Source organism: Tissierella pigra, from assembly GCF_009695605.1.
GTDB lineage: Bacteria > Bacillota > Clostridia > Tissierellales > Tissierellaceae > Tissierella > Tissierella pigra.
Genome location: NZ_VUNQ01000005.1, coordinates 87,956 through 111,494 on the forward strand (window position 1 = coordinate 87,956; position 23,539 = coordinate 111,494).

A 23,539-nucleotide genomic window follows, 5' to 3' on the forward strand; every position below is an offset into this window, starting at 1 on the left:
ATGAAAAAAATAAGCATTATCTTATTGGCAGCATTGTTATTTATGAACTTTTCTATAGCCAATGCACAAGGAACCAATATTTATAAAGAAGGAGTTCTAGAGGGATATTTTATAGAAGCCATAGATAACAAAATAAAAGTAGAAGAATATAGTGGCACAATATATACCATTCCTATGATTAAAAACGTAGTGTTGGAAATAGACGGAAGACCTGTAAAGATTACAGACTTTAAAAAAGGAATGGAAGTATATATAACATTACAAGGCAGAAATATAAAATATATGGATGCCTACTCAGTAGATAATCCAGCCTATATTCAACCGGGAGAAAAAGTAAGAATAGGAACTGTTTTAGGAATAGACAGAGACCAAATAGAGATCAAACTACCAACAGGAAAAAGGGAAGTATACTTTACTTCCCCTGCCACTGTAGTCACAAAAAATAAAGAAAATATCAATCTAAAAGAGCTATATGTAGGAGATAGAGTCAAGTTTTACTTTGACGACATAGATACATCCTATATAAGCAGAGTAAATATCCAAGGAGATTCTATTCTAATAAAGGATATTTATAGAGGACAGCTAACAGTAACAGATTCTCTACAGGATATAATAGCCTTAGAAAAGGTAGATGTCTTTAGAAATGGTAAATGGACATCCTTAGGTAAAAGTATAAAGGTTCCATATAACGGAAACCTTCCTATATATATAGGGGGTCAAAAGATAGATATAAAAAACCTGAAACACTATAAAGGTAAAACTGTCTATATGGCAATGAAAGACTATTTTGGCAAAGAAAAGGTAGAAAGAATGGTAGTAAAAGCACAATATGAAAATAACTTCTCTGAAAAAATAAGAGAAATAAACTGGTTTAGCAGTCAGATGGAACTAGGCAACAATAGAAATATTAACTTCCATGATGGAACCATAGTAGTTAAAAACAATAGATTAGTAGATGTATATAATCTGAATTCAGGTTCTGATGGGCTAATTATAGCAGATGGAAGAGGAAGCGATTTAACAGCAGATTTAGTCTATATATATAATGAAAATATAAACAATACCAATATAGGACAGGACCAATTATATGTAGGAAGACTAAATACAATTTTAGAAGATATATTGTACCTAAAGGATTTCTTCCTATTGGATAAAAACAACTGGGAATCCTTCAATGATGAAAAAGAATTTTTCTATGATGACGATACATTTATATATGATTTAGAAAACAACAAAGAGGTTTCACCTAAAGAATTTTTCTCAAGGGATTATTCTGTAGATGAAAACAATAGGAGAAATAGAACTAGAGACTGGTATGGATATTTATATACAGAGGGAGATAGAATTTCAGCAGCTTTTATAAAAAGATCCATGGACTCTCTTTTAAACCAAAGAACTACCATAGGCATAGTGGAGTCTAGCCCAGTGGAAGATAATAATATGGGTTGGTTCCTAAAATTAAAAAATAGTAAGGACTGGAGTACCATTAATGAACAATGGATGGAAAAAAACTCAACTCTTAATATATATCTAAGGGAAGCCATGATTATAAAAAATGGACAAAGAGTTACAGTAAATGATATAAAATCAGGAGATAGCCTTTACATGGTAAGAGATGACAATATGGCAAAGGTAATTATCGTAAAATGAGGTGCAATATGAAAACAAAAATAATTTTAACACTATTGATTATCTGTTTACTAATACCAACTACATCTATAGCAACACCTTTAGAATTCGTAGGAGGAGTACAAAATGAGCATCAGTATGAGGAAATAGTATTTATTACAGGACAACCTATAAAATTTGTAGGAAGCTATAGTGCATCAGAAAAAGTAAAGAATGAGGAAGAATCTGTAACATATAAATTCAAACTACAATCAGAAGACCCTAAAGTTTTAGGAAAGTTAGACAGGACAGTAACATATGTAACTAGTCTGTCAAAACACGCAGGAGTAGGACAAACCATAGGGCAGACTTCAGTATCTAAATATAAAGAGACCATAAAGATAGGTAGTGATACCTACAACCTTACAGACTACCAATTTTCAAAATCAGATATAATAGATCAAAGACCAGCTTCTGATTTTTACTCAGGTAATATAAAAGGAAGAAAGTATTATGATTACAATAAAAGTCAAGGGAATGTAATCATAGATATAACAGGTGGAAATGTAGGATATGAAAACTTCTGGGGTAGTACAGAAACTCAAATCATAGACCATATAATCACAGCTGATATAGGGCAAAATTCATTCCAGGGTTCATATACCCACCAAGTATCAGATAGTATGACAAAGAGTTTAAGGTACTCTGAAAACGATGCAAGTTTTTCAAGCTTCCATGGAGGACATATTAGAGTTACAGAAAAAAATGTAGTATCTAAATACGACTATAGACTATCAAAGAGTCATGGCAGTATATCTTTAAGCCAAGACATGGTACCAAGATTAGAAAGACTAATCGTACCAAAGTTTAGAGATGTAAATGGTCATTGGGCAGAAGAAGATATAAAGAAACTATATTCTCTAGATGTATTTGAAGGAGGCAACACTACCTTCTCACCAGATACACCAATTACAAGATTAGATTTTACAAAGGCAATTATGAAAGCCTCAGATATACGAACATCTATGGAAGAAACAAAGAAAACCCGTAGAAGAAGAAATCAACCAGAGGAAGTATCATACTTTAAAGATATAGCTATTTCAAATGAAGACTATAAATATGTAAAATCAGCAGTAGACAGTAATATAATCGCAGGAATATCAAAGGATTTATTTGGACCAAAGAAATCACTAAAAAGGTCAGAAGCCATAGTAATACTAGTACGTGCTTTGGGCTTTGAAACCAGAGCACCAAATCCAGGATATATGACATCCTTCTCTGACGATAAGGATATACCTAACTGGGCAAAGGATAGTATATATGTGGCAAAGGAGCTAAACCTTCTAGAAGGAGATAAAGCAAATAGAATAAATCCAAATGGAATACTAACAAGGGCAGAAGCCTCAGATTTAATAGTAAGATTCCTAGAATTTCTAGAAAAAGACTTACAGAGAGACTATAGAGACAATATAATAGAATTCTAAGGGGTCTCCCTTTGTAACACAACTGTAACATAACTGTAATTGTATTACAGAGAATATTAGTATATACTAATACCATAAAGATTTTAAGTAACGAATTTGATAGTAATATTACAAGTTTGTTACATTAGTATTTGGGGATTGATTTTATAATCCATAAATGCTATAATCTAGGATAGAATGCAAAATTAAACAATTTTGCAGAATATTTATAATTTTAAAGGAGGTCAATAGACTATGAGTAAAAGAATTTTATCCTTAGTACTTGCAATGGTTATGGTACTAGGAACATTCGGTACAGTTTTCGCAGCTAATACTGTAACAACTGAAGCAGAAGCAGGAGCATTCCTAAAAGCTGCTGGAGTATTAGTAGGTGACGAAAACGGAAACTTAAACCTTGGCAACAATCTGTCAAGACAAGACGCAGTAATATTAGTAGCACAATTAAGAGGTGAAATTGAGGCAGCTAAAAACTTCTCAAAATTACCTACTTATGAAGACGTTAAAATTAAGTTCTACAATGCACCATTAGCATGGGCACAAGACAATGAGCTTTTCGTAGGACATAGTGACAAAGTATTTGGATTTGGTGAGAACTTAACAGCTCAAGCTTATGCAAAAGTACTTTTAACAGCTTTAGGATACAAAGTAGCTCCTAATGGAGATTCAGACATTAAATGGGCAGACGCTTTAGCAAAATCTGAAGAGTTTGGAATTCTAGAAAACTTAGAAGTATCTGACTCAACAGAAATCACTAGAGGACAAATGGCATTAATGACATTTAACGCTCTAGGAGTTACAATGAAAGATTCAAAAGAAACTTTAGCTGACAAACTAGGTATTGAAATGCCAGTAGTTGAAGCTAAAGAATTAAAAGTTGAAGAAGTTTACACAGAAAATTTAGCAGAAGTAGTAGTTGAACTATCAAATGCTAAATTAGTAGATGAAGAAAAATTAACAGATTCTAACAACTATAAATTAACAGGATTTGTAGTAGAAAAAGCTACATTAGAAGGAAATGATGTTACTTTATTACTAAACACAAAAGATGGTAAGGAAGCTTTAGTAAAAGGTAGAGATTATGAATTAGTAATTAGAGGTATAGATAAAGCTATAAACAAAACATTTAAATTTAAAGCTAATGATAATACTATACCAGCAATAGAAGAAGTAACAGTTCTTGGAGAGTATGGAATTAAAGTTACTACTACAGAACCAGTAGCTAACGTTAAAGAAAGAAACTTCTTAATAGATGGTAAAAACATTGCTATGGAAGTTGAACAATATGGTAGAGATATAATCTTGACACCATACCATAAAGCTTCATTTGATTTAAAAGCTGAAAAATTAACTGTTAAAGAATTAGTAGACTTTGCAGGATATAAATCAGTAGAAAAAGATTTTGAAATTGAAATAGCTAAAGACGATGTAGCTCCAAAGGTAGTAGACGTTATATTAAGAGGAAACAAAGTAGAAGTAATATTTGACAAAGATATTTACAATGGTTCAGTAGATGCATACTACAGTAGAGTATCTGTAGGAAATGTATCCTATGAATCAGGAAGACATAGTGTATATGCTGATAAAGCTGAAAAAACAGATACAAATAAAGTTGTTTATACATTTGAAAAAGAACTTCCAAGAAGAACAGATATAACTATAGTAGATGTTGAAAACCATTCAAAAGTTGCAATGGAAAAAACTACTATGGAAGCTAGAGAAATAATCGACAATATAGAGCCAGAATTGATAGATAACAAAGTAACTACAAGTGCAGCTGACAAAACAGCTACAATTAAATTATACTTCAACAAAGATGTAAAAGGTACTTTTGAAGATAAGTCTGATGATGAATTTGTTATAGATGACCACTTCACTCTATATGTAAAAGAAGTATCAAACAGAAATATAGAAAAATACAAAATAGACTCAGCTAAATATGAAGAAGATAGAAAAGATGTTGTTGTTGTTAAATTATCAGGTCTAGATGTGAACAATAAAGACAAAGACTATAACTATATATTAGAAGTAGTAAACTTTGTAGATGCAAGTTCATCAAGAAATAAAATGTACAGAGACTATGTTGACTTTGAAGTTAAATCAGCAACAACTGCATTTAAAGTTGAAGATGTATATGTATCTTCACAAACAAAAGCAAAAACTGAAATAACTATTGCATTTAATAAAGCAGTAGATAGAACTTTAGCAGAAGATCCAACTAATTACATCTTTAAACATGAAAATGGAGCAAGACAAGATGTTAGAGACCTAAAAGGTGAAATAATCACTGAAAGAAACGGTAAAGATGTTACTTTAGTATTACCAGAATTTAATATAGATAAATATGATGAACTAAGAATATTAGATACATTAAAAGATAAAGATGGTACTAGATTAAATGCTACAGTAACACATTTATTTGGAGTGAATTTTGCAGGATTAGTTGAAAAGGCTGAAAATGCTGAAAGTGATGCATTTAAATTATTAAATGATGATGCAGATACTGAGACAACTAATGAAGTTGCATTAAGAAAGGCATATAACACATTAGTTGAATTACAAGAAGATGGAAAATACGAAAAAGCTAATCATGGTAAATTAGTTGATGCTATAGCAGCAGTAGAGAAAGCTATAGAAAAAGTAGAAAAAGATAACGAAGCTAAAAAAGAAAAAGAAGAAAAAGATAATAAAGCAGAAGCAACAAAAGTTGAAAAAACTATTAACGCATTACCAGCTGTAGCTAAATTAACTTTAAAAGATGCTGATAAAGTAGTAGCTGCAAGAAAGGCATACAATGACTTAACAGAAGTACAAAAAGCATTAGTATCTTCAAAAGTATTAGAAGCGTTAAAAGCAGCAGAAGATAAAATAGCAGAATTAGAAGACGCAGATGCAGATGCTAAAATAGCAGCAGAAAAAGGAAAATTAACAGCTAAAATAAACGAAGCTTATATTGAGCTTGGTAAAGGTGCTGAAAAAAGTGAAGTTGCTAAAACAACATTAAATGATGCAATAGTTGCTGCTGAAACAGTATTAGCAACAGAAGATGTAAAATTAGAAGATCTTACTCAAGCAATAGCAACATTAAATGATGCAATTGAAGCATTTAAAATAGCTGAATAATAAAATTGCGAAACGTTACTCTATAAACTTATAGAAATATGAGTGAAAAGGGTGGGAATCATGCCCTGTACCGTAAGGTGTGGGGTATTTTCCTAACTATACAATACCAGTTATTAGGTGAAACTCCTAATCTATGTAATAGTCTTACAAACATAGTACCTAATCCTCCTGCATATTGCCTAAGGTTACTCCCTTAGCAATATGAAGCCAGGTGAAGTCGTAATAGGTGAAAGTCCTATGCGGGGCTCCTTAAAAGATAACTATGGTTAAGTTGATGAATCCATGATGATGTGGATTATGTTAGTCTATAATATCAAAATACCTTCAGCTTATTATAGACCTATATATTTGAAATAATATATTAGAATCAGAAATAATTCAGACTATTAAATCTGATTTTCATAATTGGCTAGTGGAGACCTAAGGTTATCAAAAATAGGGATGGTATGTATGGAACGTTTGAGGTCCTATATAAGGAGGAGGAGTAACTCCATAGATATATATAGGAAGTCAGCAGGTTCGTAGTAGTTTAGATCATATGCCGTTTGTATTTATATGGTAACATATGAAGAGGATAAAACATATGGGAGCGAAGGAACCTAGTCGGTAATATATGTGAATAATATTGAATAAATAGATAAATTTTAACCACCATGTCCCCCCAGACATGGTGGTTTTTGTATTTGAATTTATTATTATAAAATTAATGAATATTAATGTTTTCATGGATAGATTAATTTAATTTAACAGAAAAGCATAATTATGTTATTGTATATAGGGGCAAGGCTAGTTGTTTGGGGACAACTAAACATATATATTATCGATGGAACGCCGTATGCAGTGAAAGTTGCACGTACGGTGTAGACCTACTGAAATCCTTTGGGATAGGTAAGGAATGGTGAAGAAGATTCTGTATGGGAAATAAAAGATTTTACCTATTCAGGAACATCCATAACTGGTTTTTCTGAAGTTGGAAAAGAAAAATTTAAAACTAATAAAAATCTAATATTACCTTTGTCAAACGAATTAGGAGAAGCAATAACAGAAATTGGAGATGGTGCATTTTCAATAACAGATTATAGCAATAAAGCAAACTCAAAAGTAGGTATAAACTCTGTAAAATTGCCAGATACTATAAGAATCATAGGAAAAGAAGCATTTCGCTACAATGCTTTAACATCTATAGAGATTCCAGATAGTGTAATTTCCATTAAAATGTCAGCTTTTAATGGAAATCTACTGCAATCCCTAACTTTACCAGAAAGTGTAACGGAAGTAGAAGGAGGAGCCTTTACTCTTAATGAAATATCGGAGCTAAAGCTTTCTAGTGGGTTAACAACTATACCTCCAGCTTTTGCTTTTAATAAACTAAAATATATAGAAATTCCAGAGGGAGTAACAAGAATAGATGATAAGGCTTTTAGTGATAACGAATTAGTTGAAGTTAAGCTACCTAGTACATTAAAATATTTATCTGGATTTAATAACAATGAGTTTAGAAACATAACGATTCCTGAAAGTGTAGAGGAATTAGGATCTAATGCCTTTGCTAGTAATAAGTTAAAGTCAGTAACAATACCAGGAAATGTTAAAATTATAGGAAAAAGAGCATTTAATAATACATGGCATGATCAATATCTAAATTCAGTAATTATTGAAGAAGGTGTTGAAAAAATTGATGAATATGCCTTTGCAAATAATCAATTAAAAGATGTAGAAATTCCAAGCAGTCTAAAAGAACTTCATGGTAACGGTTTTTTCAAAAACTTAGGATATGATGGTTCAGTTCACTTATTTACACAAAACTATAAGAATACCAATGAATTACAAGAATCTAAACACCATGTAATTAATCCTGCAAAATTGATTATAAAATACGTATTTGATGATAATATTTTGAAAGAGGAATCTACATTTAAGAATCCATCAACAGGTGAATATCTACACATAGGAGATAAAAATATAGAAATAATTCCTCAATATAGAGATAATCAATATGAACCAAGTGATACAAATCCAATATTTATAGATTTAGATCATAAAGAGAATATATTAACTATTCAATTTAAGATGAAAGATATAGTAGAAGAAGTAACTATCAAATCTATAGGAAAAGTAGGTTCAATTGCAGTAAATATTGGAACATCAAAAGACTTGGTGATTGATAGACTGGCTAGAAAAACCTTTATAATTGATTCTAATAACAAGGAACATGAAGTAGAATTAAACTGGGCACTTGACAATTATAATGGTGAAATATCAGGTAGTTATACAGCAGTAGCTACATTTGAATTACCACAGGGAGTAGTTCAATCAAATCCTGAAATAAAGCTTGAAGTCACAACAAACATAATAGTGAAAGAAAAGTCTGAAGATATACAAGATAGTATTTGGGTGGTAGAAGATTTTACTTATGAAGCAACAACTATAACGGGATTTTCTGAAAGTGGAATAGAAAAATTAAAAACTAATAAAGATTTAATCTTACCTAAGACAAATCCACAAGGAGAAAATATAACTCATATTGGAGATGGAGCATTTGCAAATAAGGAATTAACAAGTCTTATAATTCCAGAAGGATTAAATGGTTTAGTAATAGGAGCAAGTGCATTTAAAGAAAATCAATTAAATAAAGTAATAATTCCTGAAGGTGTAAGAGAAATATTAACTTTTGCATTTTATAAAAACAACTTAAAATATGTGGACTTTCCAGGAACTCTACAAAAAGTAGGAAACCAAGGGTTTGCTCATAATGAGTTAATATCCCTTACATTTCCAGAAGGCAATGAAAAACTATGTTTAGATAGTCTGTCATTTTATAACAATAAATTGACATCTATAACTATACTAATGGAAGTAAATAAGATCCACGAGGAGGCTTTCAAATCTAATGAAGGGTATGAAAATGATAATAATAAAGTTCATGTATTTTTAGCTAAAGTAGACCCAGAGAATAATGGTCTATTTGAAAACTCAAACTATCATAGAATAATTATGTTATCTGTAGAATCTATAAAAGAAATACAAGCAATAGAAGTTGATTATGGAACTACAAAAGAAAATATAAAGTTACCAGCAACTATAGAATTAAGACTAAACAATGGAGATATAGAGGAAGTAGATGTAGAATGGTCAAGTGGTAATTATAATTCAGAAGAATCAGGAGAATATACTTTTACAGGTTCATATGATTTGCCGAAAGGAATAGAAGGAGAAAAACTAGAAGCTACAGTTAAAGTTATAGTAGGAGAGAAATTAGAGGAAAGATCTGAATTCGAGTTTTCTGATGGTACGATTAATAAATATATGGGAACTGAAACAGATATAATAATTCCAGAAACGATTAATGGAGAAAAAGTTGTAGTTATTGGAGATAAGGCATTTAAAGGTAAGGGAATAACGTCTGTACAAATACCTGATACTGTAAGGACTATAGGGATGGCTGCATTTGCACAAAATGAACTTACAAGTGTAGAACTTCCTAAAGAATTGGCTGAAATGAGAAATATGGCATTCTACCAAAACAAATTAACATCTGTAAAGATAAACGATGGTCTGACAGTAATATCTACTGCTTCCTTCAGAGATAACCAATTAACGTCCATAGAAATCCCTGAAAGTGTTACAAGCATAGCTAAACAAGCTTTTATGGATAATAAACTTGAAACAATTAATATTCCATCTAAAATAAAAGACATAGGTGCAAGTACATTTGAGAATAATAACCTTAATTTAGTAATTATTCCTGTAGACATTGTAACTATCGGAAATAAAGCTTTCGATGGAAACCTTAATATAAAACTTGAATATTTAATTTTAGTTGAAGCTATAGAGGAAGCTGAAAAAATAGATTCAACTGATAAATCAGTGGAACTTGCACAAGCATTAGAAGAAGCTATAGAAGAGGCAAAAGAATTAAATGAAAAACCCAATGCTACATTAAAAGAAGTAAAGGAGGCTGTTGAAAATATTAATAGTGCTATAGAAGCATTGAGCTTAGAGAAAATAACCGAAGAAATTGCTGCATAGTATAAAACACATAATGTGAAGGGATGCTATTTTCTCCCCTTGCATTATAAATATTAGAAAAGTTCAAAAAGGGTGTAGAATAACTTGACTTTGATACCAAAATTTGCTATGATATATAATATAACCTATAAGTGTGATGATCAAATAATGGGTAATGTAGCTAAATTCAGAAAAATAGAATAATAGCACTTATAACCTTAGTATTGGGGGATATTAAGGAGAAAGGTTATTTGACACACTAGCACATATATTATCGATAGCACGCCGTATGCGGTGAAAGTCGCACGTACGGTGTAGACCTACACGAAAACCATAAGGTTAGTGAGGGATGGTGAACCAGAAGTTGAAGAAGCAACAGTAGGTGGAAACAAAGTAGCTGTGAAAAATAATGCTGTAGAAATCAAATTCGAAGAAGAAACAGAGTCTATTCCAAAAGTAGTTGTAAACTTTAAAGAAAATGTAAAAGTTACAGTAATTACTGATAAGACTGGTAAAAAATATGACAAGCCAGCTCAATTAGAAGAAGCAAAAAACTGGTTAGGATATAAAGGTAACTTAGATGAATTTAAAAAAGTAATTGAAATTGGAACAGATAGAACTTTTGCAGAAGTCATAGCTAAACTAGGTGAATCTTTCCAAGTTACAGTAGTAAATGAAGCAGGTAAAGATCTTACATTAACTATCAATCTGAAACTAGAAGTACCTGCACCAGTACTAGTGAAAGATTTATTATTAGAAGATGAAGCAAAGAATTTTTTTGAACCTATGTCAGGAGTATTTGCGATACAATTATTTAAAAATGAAGTAAAAGCAAAATTCCCTAAAATAACTGATGCAGATAAACTGGAGTTACAAATAGGTGAGGATTATTTTGAATTAAATCATAAAGTAGATGTTGACGAAAATGAATTTTGGAGTTCAGGTAGTTTACAATCGGATTCAGATGATGTAGAAATAACAAAAGATATGATTAAAAATGGTGTAATAAGAATTAAAAAATAATTGTATGAGAAATATAGCTTTTTCCTGATGTTTAACATCAAGAAAAAGCTATATTTGAATCAAGATAAGTATAAGGAGTGGAATAGATATGCTAAGAAAAAACTTGGAGTTAAAACTTATACTGTCAGTAATAATATTATTTTTTATAATAATAGGTCCTAAACCAGTAAATGCTGCTTCAGGAAAAATTGATAATGTTATAATAAAGGTTGAAGAATTTTTAGTGGAGATGCCAATTGATACATATATAGATATCTATATGAGAAGAACTGGAAGTATATATGACTTTATAAAAAGAAAAAATGGTTCAATATATGTTGTTGGATTAAGATCAGGAAATCAATACATCCATTTAAATGAATATATTGATAAATATTTTTATGAAAAAAGTGTACGTAGGGCACTGGCAAGTTCTGAAACTATGAGTGACCAAATGGTATCAAAAATCAATGATATATCTAAGTATAAAATAGAAATTACGAACGTCAAAGTAGGAATAATTGAGGGCATATTAAAAAATGATAAAATTACTGTTATAATACCAAAGGAAATATCTAGTGAGTCAATTGGTTCTATAGAAATGAATTTTTCAAAAAAAGTAAGAATTATAGAAATTGATGAGGAAGTACCCTGGCTAGACATAATAAATAGATTTAAAGAAAATGGATATTATTTAGATGAATATTATGATAAATATAAGGTAAAGTCTAGTTGGTCATATAAAAAACTAGTTAACATAGAACCGAGTACTTCCTATAAAGTTATTACTGAAGATGGATATAGTGAGAAATTTTACATTAACTTAATTATCGAATGATGTGTTTAGTATTTATAGGTAAGCATAAATAAATTAGATATATGATGATAAAAAGGAGAGAACAATATGCTAAAGTTAGAAAAGATATCAAAAATTTTAATATTATTGGTATTAATTTTTACTATATCAATTCCAGTTGCTTTTGCCAATGAAGGTGTTCCTTCAAACAGAATAAACGATGTTGTTATATTAACTAAAGATGGTGATTATGTAAAAGTGCCATTAGATGACTATATTGATATGTATATGACTAGAAAAGGTGCATTATATAAATCTTTGTCAAGAAAAAGTGGTGCTATGATAACCAAAGTAATTGTAAGTGGACAGAAATATATTAATATTGATGAATATATAGATTCATATATGTATACAAAAAAGGTGAAAGATGCAATACTACACGCCAAACCAACGTCATCTGAAGATATATCTAAATTTAAGAAAGTTGTAAATGTAGATGAAAAAACGGGAGAAGTTGAGTTAGCTCCAATAATAGAAGTTATAGAAGAATTTAAAGTAATAAAAATATATTAAATAAGATAAAATATATATGAAGCTTAGGGTTTAGATATACAAACTCTAAGCTTTTCATATTGTAAAATTTATGCAATTTTTATGACTACATATATTTCTATAAATGACTTTGCGGAGTTGTAGATAAAAAATTATCCGACAATTTAAAATAATAACTAAAATCGCAATATTCTCTTGAATACTTATCCATATTATGGTAAAATCAATTTTAAATAATTATATAAAGAGGGAGGGTATTTAATGAAAAGAAAAATTGCAATGTCTCTTGTTTTGTTGATTTTACTTTCAACTTTTTCTACTGCCTATGCAAATGAAAGTGTTGATGTTATCAACAAAGCTGCAGAATTCTTGCGAAAAGAAAAGGTACTAATAGGAGATGAGAATGGAAATCTACTATTAGACCAAGTACTTACTAGACAAGATGCTGTAATATTGCTTGCTAGATTATTGGGAGAAGAGGAAGAAGCTAAAAATTTCCCAATAGATGACCTAACATTTGAAGACATAAAGATCTCTCGTTATAAGCCATATTTAGCATGGGCTCTAAAAAAAGGATATTTTGTAGGCTATAGTGCCCAAAAATTTGGCTTCGGAGACAAAATTACAGTACAACAGTTTTCGTCTGTATTGCTAAGAGCCCTAGGATATGATATAGAATACAAATTATCAGTTGAAAAAGCAAAAGAAATAGGAATACTAAAAGGCATTGAAGATAAGGAAGATAAATCTTTGCTATTAGTTCCGAGAGGCATAGTAGTAATAATGATAGTAAATGCTTTAGATATTCCTATGAATCCACAATCAAACATAGACAAACCTATCTTATTAGGTGAAAGACTAAATATTAATGTACCTGAAGAACTTAAGAATGAAATAGCAAAATCCAAGTTGTCAGTAAAATCTATTACACCACAAACCCCGTCAACAGTACAACCTAAGCCACCGGTGAAATCATCTACTGATTCATCACAAACATCAAGTCCGTCAGTAGATCCTTCAAAACCATTACCAAAACCAAATGCACCTAAAGCACCATTAGTACTAGGAACCCCAACATCAAATAGCATTACCCTAAACCCTATTGAAGGTGTAGAATATGCAATCTATTCTATTGGAGGAAAGATACAAAGCTTTATAAAATGGCAAGATTCAAATATATTTACTGGACTAACACCAGATACTGAATATACTTTTATAGCTAGAATAAAAGAAACTAAGGATACAGTAAAATCTGATAATAGCTCTAGTTCTTCTATCATAAGGACAAGCAAGGCTTCAGATATAAAAGTAAAGTTTATATCCCAACTTAATCTAAACGATTTCGTACCTTTTGGTAGTATTGAATTTGAACTTTTTAATTTGCCAAATGCGTATGAATATGAAATAGACTATGAATTAGAAGGAGGTATTAAATCAACTACTCCAAGAACTCTATTGAGTTCAAGTGATTTGCCACTTATTCGTTATACCAAATTAATTACCATAAGGGTATATGATTCAAAGGGTGGTCTTTTAAATACATTTAAAGATGTAGAGTTGACTCTGGAAGATATTTCAAATTCAATTATTACTGTGGATTTTGTAACTAAAGTTAGTGCTGATGGATTAGTTCCTTTTGGCATAGCTAGGATAAAACTGAATAATCTGCTTAATGCAGATTCATATGAGTTAGATTATAAGTTGTCTGATGGAAACATTCGTACTACAGAAAGAGTAAAATTAACTTCTAGTGATTCACCTATATTTAGATATACTGAAAATGTGACCATTAGAGTATATGATTCTAATAACAAACTGTTGAAAACTTTTCAAAATGTATATCTTTCTATAGACAAAGCTGAACCAACAATCAAAGCTAATTTTAAAGCAAAGGTATCAGTTGGAGATGTAATCCCATTTGGAACGGTAAGTATTGAAATAAAAAACTTACCCGATGCTTACCAATATGAAATAGATTATGAATTAGCAGATGGCAAAATAGAGACTACACCCATTACGCCAATAGATTCAGATAATCCACCTCTTATTAGATACACAGAATATGTCAAAGTTAAGATATATGATAAAAATAGGACTCTAATTCATACTTTTGAGCAGGTGCAATTGATTAAGTAAATTATAATCAATAAAATAATAAAGGGGGAAAATGTTTTGAAAAGATTTAATAAATTGTTGTCATTAATATTAGTTTTATCTTTGATTTTACCAGGAGTAGTTTTTGCAGAAAATGAAGTTCCATCTAATCAAGAATTGAGCAATTCTGTTACAGAGATGTTTGAAAAGGCAGATGTTGATCGTGATGAGTATTTTACTCCCGAACAAGAAGTAAGAATTGTAGTAGAGCTAGACTCAAATCCTGGGATAGTTCATGCTACACGCAGAGGAGTAGAGTATTCTGAGTTATCAATGGCAGAAATAAATGACATAGAAAGAAATATATTTATGGAACAAGAAACTGTAAAAAATAGTATTTCTAGAATTACAGATATGGAATATATAAATGATTTTCATATTACATTCAATGGGTTTAGTGGTAATGTAAAATACGGCGATATTAAATCCATTGAAGCATTACCATCTGTAAAAAAGGTTTATATAGCAAATGAATATAATAGACCTGAAGCCGAAATAAATATGGTTACAAGTAATGATATGGTATATTCTCAACTAGCATGGGCAGCAGGATATGAAGGGGAAGGTACAGTAGTATCTATAATAGATACAGGAATTGATCCTGGTCACAAAGATATGGTTCTTAGTGAAGGTACTACCCCTAAACTAGAAGAAAAGGATATAGAAGAGGCTAAACTAGAGAGAGGAAAGTATTTTACTAAAAAGGTTCCATTTGGATACAACTATTATGATTTAAACAATCAAATATTAGATTTTGGTAGTGGTCCTCATGGTATGCACGTAGCAGGGACTGTAGGTGCAAATGGAGATACTAATAATGGTGGAATTAAAGGTGTTGCTCCAGAAGCTCAACTTTTAGCCATGAAAGTTTTTTCAAATGACCCAATCTATGCAACAACTTTTAGTGATATTTATTTAAAGGCAATTGAAGACTCTATCAAACTTGGTGTAGATGCTTTAAATATGAGTTTAGGCTCAACGGCTAGTTTCTTTATAGATGACAGCCCAGAGGATGTTGCTATAACAAATGCTGTGGAAAATGGAGTAGTATGCTTAATCTCAGCAGGTAACTCTGGTTACAATGTTTATGGAACTAGTGGAGCACCTAATTACGGATTCCCTACAAAAGAGAATCCAGATGTTGGTGTAGTAGGTGGACCGTCACTAAATACAGATTCCATATCAATAGCTTCAGTAGAAAATACGAATCAATTAGTTAATCAACTTTCTTATAAAGTTAATGGTAAAAAACAAGGAGCACCAATGTCAATAGCTGGAAGTATAGATCCTTCAAGGGTATTTACAAATGAAGTTGAGGTAATAGATGCTGGATTTGGAGCACCTGAAGATTTTGAAGACAAAGATTTAAAAGGTAAAGTAGCATTAATGATGCGTGGTGTTGCACCAGGATCAAGTTTTAGTGGTGCTTTTACAGATAAGATTATAAATGCTCAGAAAGCAGGAGCAGCAGGAGCTATAATATATAACCACCAATCAGGTGGAGAAGAATTAATAAGTATGCAATATCCAGATACAGGTATTATACCAGCTGTATTTATTGGATATAGTCATGGTATTGGTATACTAAATATGGGAGGAACAACTCCAGTACTTCCATCTAATTCCATAATATTAAATCCAAATGCTTATGATATAAGATTTTTAAATAGTAGTTCTAAAGCACAAGAAGAATTAATAACAACTTATAATAAAAAGTTACCAATTTATCTAAAGCTAAATACAGATTTAATAGTTGATATATTAGGTAACAAAACAGGATTAGATAAACTTCCTGAAACAGTGAAATATAGTGATGTCAATGGAACTGAATCAATCAGAGGATTTACAGAGTCCGTTGGTACACAAAGGCTGATAAAATTCGAATCAGAAATGTTAAGCGTGGTAAATCCTAAAGGTGGACTGATGTCAGATTTCACTTCATGGGGTACTACACCTTCATTAGAAATGAAGCCTGAATTGACAGCACCAGGAGGACAGATTTATTCAACATTTAACAATGATAAATATGGTATTATGAGTGGAACATCAATGGCAGCACCTCATGTAGCAGGAGGATCTGCAATTGTAATGCAGTATTTAAAACAAGATGCTAGATATAGTGATTTAACACCACAAGAACAAGCAAGGCTAGCCAAGGTTCTTCTGATGAATACAGCTACTCCAGTTGTTGATGAATATGAAGTAGAGGTATCACCAAGAAGACAAGGTGCTGGGACAATGAATGTTAATGCAGCTGTTAATACACCTGTAAGAATTGTAAATGTAGATACTAATGAAGCTAAGTTTGAGTTAAGAGATTTCGAAGATAAATCCTTTACTATGAATTTTATTGCAATCAATGACTCTGATGAAGATTTAACTTATGCAGTAGATACTACTGTATTAAAAGATATTATTGATACTTCGACACCAGTGGCACTTAATGTACTAGAGTCAGAGTATGTAGATGCAACAATAGATGGGGAATCCACTATAACTATACCAGCCAAAGGCAGAATAGAATTTTCAATAGAAGTTGATTTCTCAAAAGATAAAAACGTCTATAGAAATATGTTTATAGAAGGTTTTGTAAGATTTGAAGATGCTAGAGAAGGAGAATTGGCAGTTAACCCAACTTTAGGAGTACCATTTATTGGTTTCTATGGAGACTGGGGAGAGCCAAAGGTTGTAGATAATATGAGATTCCTTGACGAAGAAGGAACATCATACTTTAATACATCAGGTATCTTGAGATTTGATGAAAATGACAGCGGATATTATTATACTGATGGAGTATTCTTGAGTCCAGAAACAGACAGTGGGAAGAAATATGGAACTGACTCTATGTTACCTTATATTTCCTTCCTAAGAAATGCTGAAATAGTTAAGTATAATGTTCTTGATAAAGATGGAGATCTTTTAAGAACCATAGCAATACAAAATTTTGTTAGAAAACACTATAGAGATGGAAGTAGAGCAAGGGCATTACAAACTATGATAAAAGATGCTCAATGGGATGGTACTGTAAATGGTGAGAGATTATCTGATGGTGAATATATCTTTGAAATTCAATCTAAGATTCACTATAAAGGTGCAGAGATACAAAGTAAACAGATCCCTGTAATAATAGATACTACAAAACCAATAGTCAAAGACTTAGTATTTAATAGTGAAAATGCTGACTTATCTTGGGAGGTTGAAGAAAAAGGTTCTGGTATAATGGGCTTTGACATCTATCTGAATGATAAGCTTGCTACTTCAATAAAAGGTAACTTGACACAGAATAAATATAAGGTAAATATTGCTAAAAATCTGGTAGATGGTACAGCATATGAAATAGCTGTTGTAGCATATGATAGGGCATTTAACGAAGGACGTAGCACCGTAAAAACAGATGTTGGGCAAGTAGTTCCAGAGATATATATATATAGTCCAAGCTTACTAGAAGTATATAAAGAAAGAACCATAGTATTTGATGGATTTGTAACTAATTTTGAGTTACTTGATGAAGTTGCCATAGGAGATATAGGTACTGCTGAATTTGAATATAGAGAATATGTAGAACTTCCTCACCCAGACGATTCTACACAAATGATCTATGCTGGACCAGCATATTACTTCTATGGAGAATTTGAATTAGAAGATGGATACCATGAAATACCAGTAGTAGTAAAATCATCAACTGGTAATGAGGGTAGCATAACAAGAAGATTCTACGTAGATACTACTCCAGCTACTTTGGAAATCAAAAATTTAGGAATAGTAGAAGGCTCTGATAAAGTCACATTTGAAATTACTATGAAAGATAATTTCCCATATCTTAAATTATATAAAGGTGATAGCCAAATATTTAGCTACGATAATTTAGGTCCTGGAAATATAAAAGAAACTATAATAATTGAACAATTTATAGTAGATCTTGTAGATGGAGAGAATGAATTTGTATTTACGTTAATAGATGCTTCTGGACGAGAGGTTGAAGAAACAATAACTATTACAAAAGAATCAGCAGAGAAGTTTTATGAAGAAATACCATCAATAGAAGAAGATATAGAAACTCAAGAAAACTTAGTGTTACCAGAGATACCAGAAACACCAGAAATTGAACAAGAATCAGAAAATCTATAAAAACATAGAACTTCAACCACGTTATTTATCGTGGTTGAAGTTCTATATATAAATATTGGAGGATTAAATATGAAATTAGGTATGAGGATTATACTCTTTTTATTTTCTATATTATTAATTGGAGGATTTGTTGCTGATACATATGTAAGTGCTGGAGGGTTAACAGAATATAAGATATTAGATAGAAAATTGAAAGATAATAAGAAATACATATGGACCATAGAATTTAACCAAGATGTTGATGTTGAATATTTAACCAAAGAAAATATATATATTGTAAATAAAGATGGAAACAAATTGAATAATATAAATATTATAACTGATAAAAATATAGTTAGGTTAAAAAATAGTTATGACTATAGAATAAATGAAGAATATACTATTGTAATCGAAGAAAACTTAAAATCTACGAAGAAAATAAACTTAGCAAAGGCCATAAAATTTCCATTTATGATTCGACTGGATAGGCCAGTAGCACCTAACTCACCTAAGAGTTTAGGTAGGCCATCATCTAGTACTATAAAATTAGAAGAAATAAAAGGAGCAGAATATAGTATATATTCTATTGATGATATTTTGATGAGTGAATTAAAGTGGCAAGATTCTAATGTATTTGTAGATTTAAAACCTAATAAATTCTATAGATTTGTAGCAAGAATAAAAGAGACATCTAATAATTTAGAATCTGATATTAGTCTTATATCAGAGCCAATACAGACTAACAGTGATAGTGTTACAGTAACATTTGTTTCAAAAGTATCTATAGGAGATATGATACCTTTTGGAACAGCAAAGGTAGAAACCAATGTGCCAAATGCCTATTCATATGAATTAATATATAAATTGTCAGGAGGAGCAAAAGAGGTTACTCCAAGGACTGTTATTGACGTTGAAGATCAACCTTTATTTAGATATACAGAGTATATTGATGTAAATATATATGATAACCTTGGTAGATTGATTCAGCAATTTATAAATGTAAAACTCCAGAAACAAATTTAGTGGCATTTTACTTTACTTTGATGTATTCAATTGATATAATAAATTACATAAAATACAAAATATGGAGGTATGAGATGAAAAGAATAAGTTCGATTGTTTTAGCATTGGTTTTAACTTTATCTTTTGCTATCCCCTCATTAGCGGATACAGTGAAATTAAATGATTTAGGGGATTCAAAATATAAGGTTGAAATTGAAAAATTAGTAGAAGATGGAACTATTAGTGGGTATTTAGATGGTACATTTAAACCACAAAATGGTATTACAAGAGGAGAATTAGCAAGAATAATTGCTGTAACATTGAATTTAGAGGAAGACAAAAATGTAGCAGAACATTTTACAGATGTAAGAGGAAAATGGAATCAAGGCTCTGTTGGTGCATTATATAAAGCTAATATTATGATTGGAGTTAGCTCCGACAAATTTGGACAAGAGCAGAATGTAACAAGAGAGGAATTAGCAGTTATTTTACTTAGAACATTCGGATTAGAAGAGACTGTCAAAGAATTGGATCTTGATATTGAATTTAAAGACGCAGAAGACATTTCAGCTTGGGCAAGGAATGCTGTAGCATTTGTAAAATCAATTGGTTTAATGGATGGTATAGAAAATGAAGATGGTTCTTTTACTTTCCTACCTAAATCATTTGGTGAGAGAGAACTAGTAGCTAAGTTAGTATATGAACTTAAATATAATAGAGAGAAATATACTGAAATTATAGCAATTATTATGGAAGAATCAAACTCAGAAACCAAAAAAGATGAAAAAAAGACAGAAGACAATTCTAAGAAGGACAATACAGTTGGAGATAAATCAAGTGCAAACAAATCTAATGAAAATAAGCCAAATGAAAACAAACCAAGTCAGAGTTCTATAGTATCTAAATATAGAGGTCAACTTTTATCTTTAAGAAGTAGTGTAAATGGTGAACTTTCGTCTTTAATTTCAAGTGCTGTGGCAGAATATAAAAGTGGTGGAGATTATAACGAAATTTATTCCAGATATATGGATATGGCTTATGAACTAGAGGCTGATACAGATTCACAAGTATCCTCTATATTATCAGAGTTATCAAGAGAATTAAGTGAAAATGGATATAATACAGAAGTAATATCAGAGTTAGAGGCGGAATATCAAGAAGCCAAAGACGAAGCAAGAGATAGTATATAGTCATAAAACTTATTAAACCACGGATAAACACCGTGGTTTATATAAACTAAAGAGGAGTGGAAGAGAGTTATGCAAAGAAACAAAGGACTTATCTCATTAGTATTGTTATTTACGATACTTTTATCTACAACAACTTATGCTGATGTTTTAGAAGAATCTGTCTTGATAGAAGAGATAGAAGAGCTTCCACAAATATTGGAGATAAATTCGGAAATTAAATATGGACCCTTTAGCACAGACTATATTGAACCTAGATTATTTTATGACAATATAAGCATAGATTCTATTGAATCCATAGATATAGCACATAGTTATGAAGAGCTAAAAGAAACAATTTATAAACATATGAAAAATTATGAATACAGTTTTTCTATAAACTACAAAGGAGATACATCAGATCTAAAAAACGACATTAGTAGGATATGGGAGGAAATATTTGAGTCAGACCATTATCTTTATGGGACTGTAAGTACCTATGGAGAATATAAATCTATTGGATATGAAAATGATGTTACCATAGATTTCACATCCTTTACTTACCATACCAACAAAGTTCAAGAAAAATTTGTGGATTCTAAAGTAGCAGATGTAGTAAATCAAATAATAGAACCAAACATGAATGAATTTCAAAAAGTTAAAGCTATTAATGATTGGGTAGTAAACAATACAAGATACAATGAAGATACAACAACTAGTCCCCATGCTGCTTATACTCTATTCAATGAAGGAGAAGGAGTTTGCCAAGCCTATGCCTTAGCTACACTAAGGTTGTTGGAAGAGGAAGGCTTTGAAGTAAAATATGTTACAGGAAAAGTAGGTGAAATTCCTCATGGTTGGAATCTAGTTAAAGTAGATGGAAAATGGTATCACCTAGACACCACATGGAACGATCCTGTTTCCGTAGCGGGAGATATATTAAGCTATAAATATTTTTTAATATCAGATAAATCTATAGAGACAGATCATGAGAGAGATGAAAGAAGCAAAGCCTATCCTAAAGCAACAGATACTTATTATGAGACTATGAGATATATAAAAAATCCAGTGGAATTGGATAATAGTTTGTTTTATATAAAGGATTTAGACACTGATGATTATAAATTATATAAGCTCAAATTAGATACTATGACAGAAACTCAATTAACAAACCACAATGTTCAGTTTATAGCAGGATATGAGGACTGGATATATTATAGCAACTATTCTTACGGTGGATATATATTTAAGATAAAAATTGATGGAACAGATAATATTCAATTAAATAATGTCAACTCTAAAGATCTTTATATAGATTTTCCATATCTACATTTTTACGATTATACAAATAAAAAAGATGATAAGTTAGCAATTGATGAGATAATAGGTGTAACAGGTATTTCTCTAAATAGAACAGAAGATATAACCCTTATACTAGGAGGACAACCAGTTAGATTAGAAGCTAGAGTTGAACCATTAGATGTAACAAACAAATCCATCATTTGGACTTCAAGTAATAAAGCAGTAGCAACAGTAGAAGATGGATTAATTACAGCTAAAGCAAAGGGAGAAACTATAATCACTGTTACTACAGCAGATGGAAAATTTAGTGATTCAGTAAATGTAGAAGTAAAAGATGGATATAAAATACTAGATTTAAATGATAAAAAAATAGATACTGGATATTCATGGACTATAAAACTAAACAAATCTGTTAAAGAAGATACTGTAGATTTTAATAGTGTATATGTTGAAAATGAATTTGGAGAAAGGTTACATCTTTCTGATTTTGATGTTAAAGTATTAGATGAAGACCCTACATTAATTGCTGTAATTAACAAAAATGTATATGAAAAGGATAAACTATATTATATAGTAATAGAAAATACATTAGTATCTACAAAAGAAAACGAGGTCCTAAAAGAAGCAGTAAAAATGCCATTTATAATAAAATAACTTCAAGGGGATGTTTCATAACTGATAAATCAGTTATGAAACTCCTCTTTTCCTGAGAATGTAAATAACTTTGTGCTTTAGAGAGAATCGTTCATCTCTAATCTGACAAGAAATATTAAACTGGATAAAACTTACAACTAAATATCTTGATTTTATCTTTGCCAAGACTATTTTATTTTATACATTAAAATGAATAGTTTTGGCAATAATTTTATATAAGTGATGCTATGACTTTTTACAAATGGATTTTAGCTTTACTTTTATAAAAAACCCTTTTGTTTTTTAAGGAGTTATAGGCTTTAAATCAGTATTACAAGCTATTTAAACGCCCATAATTCCAGATTTAGAAGGTTTTTATATGCCACTCAGTATAATTACATTAAAGATGGACATTTACTCGTTCTTCAAAGAAGATGGATAGTTGATTTATAATTAAATCCCAGCTTTTATATCTTTTGGTCCATTTCTTTATGGTATTTTGACTAGCTAAGTAAAGTATCTTTTCTAGAGCTTGATCAGATGGGAACATAGTTTTAGTCTTGGTTACTTTTCTTAGCTGTCTATGAAAACCTTCTATTATATTT

The 23,539-nt window shown here is 30.7% G+C and carries 12 protein-coding genes and 1 pseudogene; 12 read left to right on the plus strand and 1 reads right to left on the minus strand.

Annotated features, from left to right (window positions below):
• The 12 genes from FYJ83_RS03960 (at nucleotide 1) to FYJ83_RS04015 (ending at nucleotide 22,955) form a co-directional block, all read left to right on the plus strand.
• Entirely contained in the window at nucleotides 1–1,650 is a 1,650-nt protein-coding gene (locus tag FYJ83_RS03960) for a hypothetical protein (protein ID WP_154439041.1), read from the plus strand.
• An 8-nt stretch (nucleotides 1,651–1,658) separates the two neighbouring features.
• Entirely contained in the window at nucleotides 1,659–3,092 is a 1,434-nt protein-coding gene (locus tag FYJ83_RS03965) for an S-layer homology domain-containing protein (RefSeq protein ID WP_154439042.1), read from the plus strand.
• A 234-nt stretch (nucleotides 3,093–3,326) separates the two neighbouring features.
• Nucleotides 3,327–6,212 (plus strand): hypothetical protein, encoded by a 2,886-nt coding sequence (locus FYJ83_RS03970; protein WP_154439043.1) that lies wholly within the window; start codon nucleotides 3,327–3,329, stop codon nucleotides 6,210–6,212.
• Between the two features lie 1,014 nt (nucleotides 6,213–7,226).
• Nucleotides 7,227–10,241, plus strand: coding sequence for a leucine-rich repeat protein (locus FYJ83_RS03975; RefSeq protein WP_154439044.1), 3,015 nt, complete (start codon nucleotides 7,227–7,229; stop codon nucleotides 10,239–10,241).
• Between the two features lie 321 nt (nucleotides 10,242–10,562).
• Nucleotides 10,563–11,243 carry a hypothetical protein gene (locus FYJ83_RS03980; RefSeq protein ID WP_154439045.1) on the plus strand — a complete coding sequence of 227 codons (681 nt, stop codon included), beginning with the start codon at nucleotides 10,563–10,565 and terminating at the stop codon, nucleotides 11,241–11,243.
• Between the two features lie 88 nt (nucleotides 11,244–11,331).
• Nucleotides 11,332–12,060 carry a hypothetical protein gene (locus FYJ83_RS03985; protein ID WP_154439046.1) on the plus strand — a complete coding sequence of 243 codons (729 nt, stop codon included), beginning with the start codon at nucleotides 11,332–11,334 and terminating at the stop codon, nucleotides 12,058–12,060.
• A 66-nt stretch (nucleotides 12,061–12,126) separates the two neighbouring features.
• Nucleotides 12,127–12,591, plus strand: a complete 465-nt coding sequence (locus FYJ83_RS03990; protein WP_154439047.1) for a hypothetical protein — start codon at nucleotides 12,127–12,129, stop codon at nucleotides 12,589–12,591.
• A 240-nt stretch (nucleotides 12,592–12,831) separates the two neighbouring features.
• On the plus strand, nucleotides 12,832–14,706 hold the full coding sequence (locus FYJ83_RS03995; RefSeq protein WP_154439048.1) for an S-layer homology domain-containing protein: 1,875 nt from the start codon (nucleotides 12,832–12,834) through the stop codon (nucleotides 14,704–14,706).
• Between the two features lie 36 nt (nucleotides 14,707–14,742).
• Nucleotides 14,743–18,852 carry a S8 family serine peptidase gene (locus tag FYJ83_RS04000; protein WP_154439049.1) on the plus strand — a complete coding sequence of 1,370 codons (4,110 nt, stop codon included), beginning with the start codon at nucleotides 14,743–14,745 and terminating at the stop codon, nucleotides 18,850–18,852.
• 69 nt (nucleotides 18,853–18,921) lie between these two features.
• Nucleotides 18,922–19,854 (plus strand): hypothetical protein, encoded by a 933-nt coding sequence (locus FYJ83_RS04005; protein ID WP_154439050.1) that lies wholly within the window; start codon nucleotides 18,922–18,924, stop codon nucleotides 19,852–19,854.
• Between the two features lie 74 nt (nucleotides 19,855–19,928).
• The gene (locus tag FYJ83_RS04010; protein ID WP_195837912.1) at nucleotides 19,929–21,023 is read left to right on the plus strand and encodes an S-layer homology domain-containing protein; all 1,095 of its coding nucleotides are present in this window, start codon (nucleotides 19,929–19,931) and stop codon (nucleotides 21,021–21,023) included.
• 69 nt (nucleotides 21,024–21,092) lie between these two features.
• A complete protein-coding gene (locus FYJ83_RS04015; RefSeq protein ID WP_154439052.1) occupies nucleotides 21,093–22,955 on the plus strand; it encodes a transglutaminase domain-containing protein in 1,863 nt (620 codons plus the stop codon).
• 379 nt (nucleotides 22,956–23,334) lie between these two features.
• Here the strand turns inward: FYJ83_RS04015 and FYJ83_RS19875 are convergent.
• Nucleotides 23,335–23,539, minus strand: a pseudogene (locus tag FYJ83_RS19875) (IS256 family transposase); the annotation flags it as partial.